Consider the following 4,167-nt stretch of genomic DNA (forward strand, 5'->3'; position numbering starts at 1 on the left):
CCGCCGTAGGGTGAAGGTTGCCACAGGAGCGATCTTCTGAAGAGGCTCATCATTCTCGGTGACAAAGGTGGTGCGCAGTGCTTCGTGACGCCTCAGGATCTCGCCAAAACTCCGCTCAAGGGCAGTTACGTTGAGCTGCCCAGTAAGCCGTATCGTGGAAAAGATATTATATGCCGCGATGCCAGGCTCCAACTGATCGAGAAACCATAAACGCTGCTGGGCAAAGGAAAGCATGCATGGATCGGCCGTTCCTCTCCTGCAAATGAGCTGTCTTTTCAGAGAAGGAGCATTCCTTTTTTTCAGAAAGTGCTGCTCAAACAGTGCCCGCTTCTCTGGCGACAGCCTTGCGATGCGTTCATTGAGATCATTCATGCCAGCTCTCCTCAGTCACGCCAGATGCCTGGTACTGGGCGTGTGCCTCTAATTCAGCGAGAATGCGGGTGACTTCTTCAGGATCTGCATTCTCGGCTTGACCCTGGGTAATCCTCATAGCCAATCCGGCAGGTGTCGGCGAGTCAAAGAGGAACCGTAGCGGGACATCCACCTGGAGAGCCTTTCTCAGGCGTGACACGACCTGGCTTGCCAACAGGGAATGACCGCCTACCGCGAAAAAGTTGTCATGGATGCCGACCTTCTTGAGCCCCATGACTTCACACCAGATGCCCGCAACCAGCTCCTCAATCGGGGTGCGTGGTCCCTGATAAGCATTCTCAGGATCCGACTTCTCCAGCTCGGGTTCCGGCAATGCCTTCCGGTCAATTTTCCCATTAGGCGTTAAGGGCAGCATGTCGAGGATTATGAATGCGTCCGGTATCATCGTATCGGGCAATCTCTTTTTCAGAAAGTCCCGCAGTTCACCATGGGCGGGTCTCTCACCTTGTTTTGGTACGATATAAGCTGCAAGGCGATTTCCCCCTGTACTGTCTTCCCATGCATGAACGACCGTCTCTCTCACACAGTCCAGTTCGAGAAGGGTTGCCTCAACCTCTGCCGCTTCTATCCGAAAGCCTCTTATTTTGATCTGAAAATCCATTCTCCCCAGGAGTTCGATGCATCCGTCCGAATTCCTTTGTCCGAGGTCTCCGGTACGATAGATTCTCATGTTCTCTCCCGAGGGGTCGGGGAGAAATGCCTTCTCGGTCAGAGAAGAGTTTTGCCAATACCCAGGAGAAAGATAGCGGCTCCTCACCGCGACTTCGCCGGGCATTCCGACTCCAACCTCTTTGCCCATCTCATCAAGGAGCAATATCTCCATATTTTCGACAGGGTAGCCCACTGGAACGACTTCAGTCTGGATTGCAGACCCATTGTCGATCAGAAGCTGAGTAACATGGGCGGTCTCCGAAGTCCCCAGGCCCGTGCATATGATACAATCCGACGGAAAATGTTTCCTGCACAATTCAATGTCCTTCGCAAGAACCCTCTCTCCCCCGAAACGAATCAGCCGCAGCTTCGGAAACCTCTCATGCCCTCGCAAGGTCATGGTGAAATAACGGAAGATTGTTGGTACGGAATGATATATTGTGACCTCTTCCTCGATAAGGAGGCCGGCGAGACCGTCCAGCCCCTCTCGCCCGACGTTCCATGGATAGAGGGATGCGCCATTGAGCAGCGCACCGAATACGCCTCTCACTGAGCCGTGAACGCTGCAAGAGTAGAGAAGCGTCATCCTGTCCGCAGAGCTGATGGCCAGGGTATTCGTGTAATGTCGAACGTCATGGAGTATATTGCGATGCGTCTGCACTACGCCCTTTGGCAAGCCCGTCGAACCGGAGGTATATAAGATGTTCGCATAGGCATCGGGGGAGACAGAAAGAGCAAGGTTCTCAGGAGAGACCGAGATATCCACCTCGTCGATGTTGATGCAGGGCAGTCCCTTCTGATCAAGCGCTTTTGCGAGAGGAAGATTTCTGCTGTTCGTGACGATGAATTCCGTCTCTGAATCTGCGAGGATATGGCTGGCTCGAGCGCTCGGATATGAAGGGTCGAGGGGTACATAGATCTTGCCGGTTTTTAAAACGCCAAGGATAGCTGCTACCAAAACTGCGCCCTGTTCTATCAGGAGGGCAATCGGTTCTTCTCTTTCGCCCCGCTCTGACAGGATGGCGCGGGCTATCCGGTTGGCGAGTTTGTTCAGTTCCTCGTATGTGACAGGCCGCCCGTCGGACTTCACAGCAACCCGGTGAGGATAGTTCCGCGCCTGCTGCTCAAAACGCCTCGCAATGGACTGATCGATCTCTTCCGAGGCGAATTTGATAAACGTGCTGGCAGGTCTGACGCCGATTCCCCCCATGCCGTGACTCTGCATGGTGTGCTTTGCAGGAGACAAACCATTCATACATTCATTGAGTTCAGTCATAGCGCTCGTCCTTCTCACGAAATCCTGGCGCCGATGCCGAGTCTTTGGCAGGTGCTTCTAATTCATCAAGAATGCGAGCCAGTTCCTCGGGATCTGCATTTTCAGCCTGACTCTGGGTAATCCTCATGGCCAAGCCGGCAGGTGTCGGCGACTCAAAGAGGAACCGTAGCGGGACCTCCTGCTGGAGAGTCTTTCTCAGGCGTGACACGACCTGGGTTGCCAACAGGGAATGACCACCCACCAAGAAAAAGTTGTCATGGATGCCGACCTTCTTGAGCCCCAGGACTTCACACCAGATGCCCGCAACCAGCTCCTCAACAGGGGTGCGCGGGGCGACAAAAGAGTCTTCCAGATCCGGCCGTCCCAATTCGAGAGTCGGCAACGACTTCCGGTCTACCTTGCCGTTGGGGGTCAGCGGCAGTGCATCGAGTACGACAAAAGCCGAAGGTATCATGTAATCCGGAAGCTGCTTGCTGAGATGCGATCTGAGGTCTGATTCCGTAATTTTGCCCTGTCCCCGAAATACGACGTATGCAACCAAGCGCTTGTCACCAGGTTCGCCCTCTCCGGCTATCACCACGGCCTCCCTCACGGCGGGGTTGTGTCCCAGTGCCGCTTCAATCTCCCCAAGCTCGATGCGGAAGCCGCGGATCTTCACCTGGTGGTCAAGACGTCCGAGGAATTCGATAGCGCCGTCGGCCCGATAGCGGGCCCGATCTCCGGTCCTATACAGACGAGATCCCGCCACGCGGCTGAACGGATCGGAGATGAACTTCTCGGCCGTTATTTCAGGACAATTCAGATAACCGCGTGCCACCTGCACGCCTCCAATGCACAGTTCTCCCGTGACGCCTACCGGCGCAGGTTTGAGAGCGTTGTCAAGAACATAGATATGAGTATTTGCCACGGGTCGACCAATGGGCACGGCAACTGAGCAATCTTGCCTTTGACACTGCCAGTGGGTTGCAAATATGGCTGCCTCCGTCGGGCCGTAAAGATTGTGCAGCTCCGCTTCCAGGCGGGAAAAGAACCGCTGCTGGAGGGCAGAGGATAGTGCTTCGCCTCCGCAGAAAACCCGTCGCAGGGAACGGCATCGCTGCACCCCGTCCTCTCCAAGAAGGGCAGAGAGCATGGAAGGCACGAAGAACACCAGTGTAACCCGCCGAGAATCGATAAGGTCGATGAGATAACAGGGATCCATGTGACCACCTGGTTTTGTCAAAATCAGTGTCGCGCCGGAGGTCAGGGCCAGGAAAACTTCCCAGGCAGAAATATCAAAACTGAAAGAAGCTGTCTGCAGCATCCGGTCCGCACCACTCATCTGAAAAGCTTCCTGCGACCAGCGTATCATATTGCCGACACCGCGATGGCTATTGCAACAGCCCTTCGGTCTGCCAGTAGAGCCGGATGTATAGATCACATAGATCAGGTTTCCGGGAATCGCCGTGTGGTCAGGGTTTTCTGAGGGCCCCCCAGATATTACCGGCCAGTCCCGGTCCAGATGCAAAACGTGGACCATAGGTGCGAACAGATTCGCTATCAGATGTCCCTGTGTGAGCAGCACTGCTGCCTGTGAATCCTCAAGCATGAACTTCAGTCGTTCCTTTGGGTACGTAGGGTCTAAAGGAACATATGCCCCTCCTGCCTTGAGAATGCCGAGAATTCCAATGATCATCTCCAATGAGCGCTCAACACAGATCCCCACCAACACCTCGGGACCAACGCCGCACTTCCTCAGGTAATGGGCCAGTTGATTTGCCTTGCTGTTGAGTTCCCTGTATGTCAGTTGCTGATCCTCAAAAACCACC

Annotated in this window: 3 protein-coding genes; all 3 read right to left on the reverse strand. The window is 54.6% G+C overall.

Annotated elements, in window-relative coordinates:
- A partial coding sequence (locus VFG09_03655) for a condensation domain-containing protein (GenBank protein HET6514229.1) occupies window positions 1–372 on the reverse strand: 372 nt, incomplete at its 3' end.
- Window positions 365–2,359 (reverse strand): non-ribosomal peptide synthetase, encoded by a 1,995-nt coding sequence (locus VFG09_03660; GenBank protein ID HET6514230.1) that lies wholly within the window; start codon window positions 2,357–2,359, stop codon window positions 365–367. The genes VFG09_03655 and VFG09_03660, both read right to left, overlap by 8 nt.
- Window positions 2,352–4,167, reverse strand: a 1,816-nt coding sequence (locus VFG09_03665) for an amino acid adenylation domain-containing protein (GenBank protein ID HET6514231.1), incomplete at its 5' end; no start/stop codon positions are given. The genes VFG09_03660 and VFG09_03665, both read right to left, overlap by 8 nt.

Source organism: Thermodesulfovibrionales bacterium, assembly GCA_035686305.1.
Taxonomy (GTDB): Bacteria; Nitrospirota; Thermodesulfovibrionia; order Thermodesulfovibrionales; family UBA9159; genus DASRZP01.

What these genes read in the sequence shown, in the direction of transcription:
- VFG09_03660 (HET6514230.1), bottom strand. Translation starts at nt 2,359, where the DNA reads ATGACTGAACTCAATGAATGTATGAATGGTTTGTCTCCTGCAAAGCAC.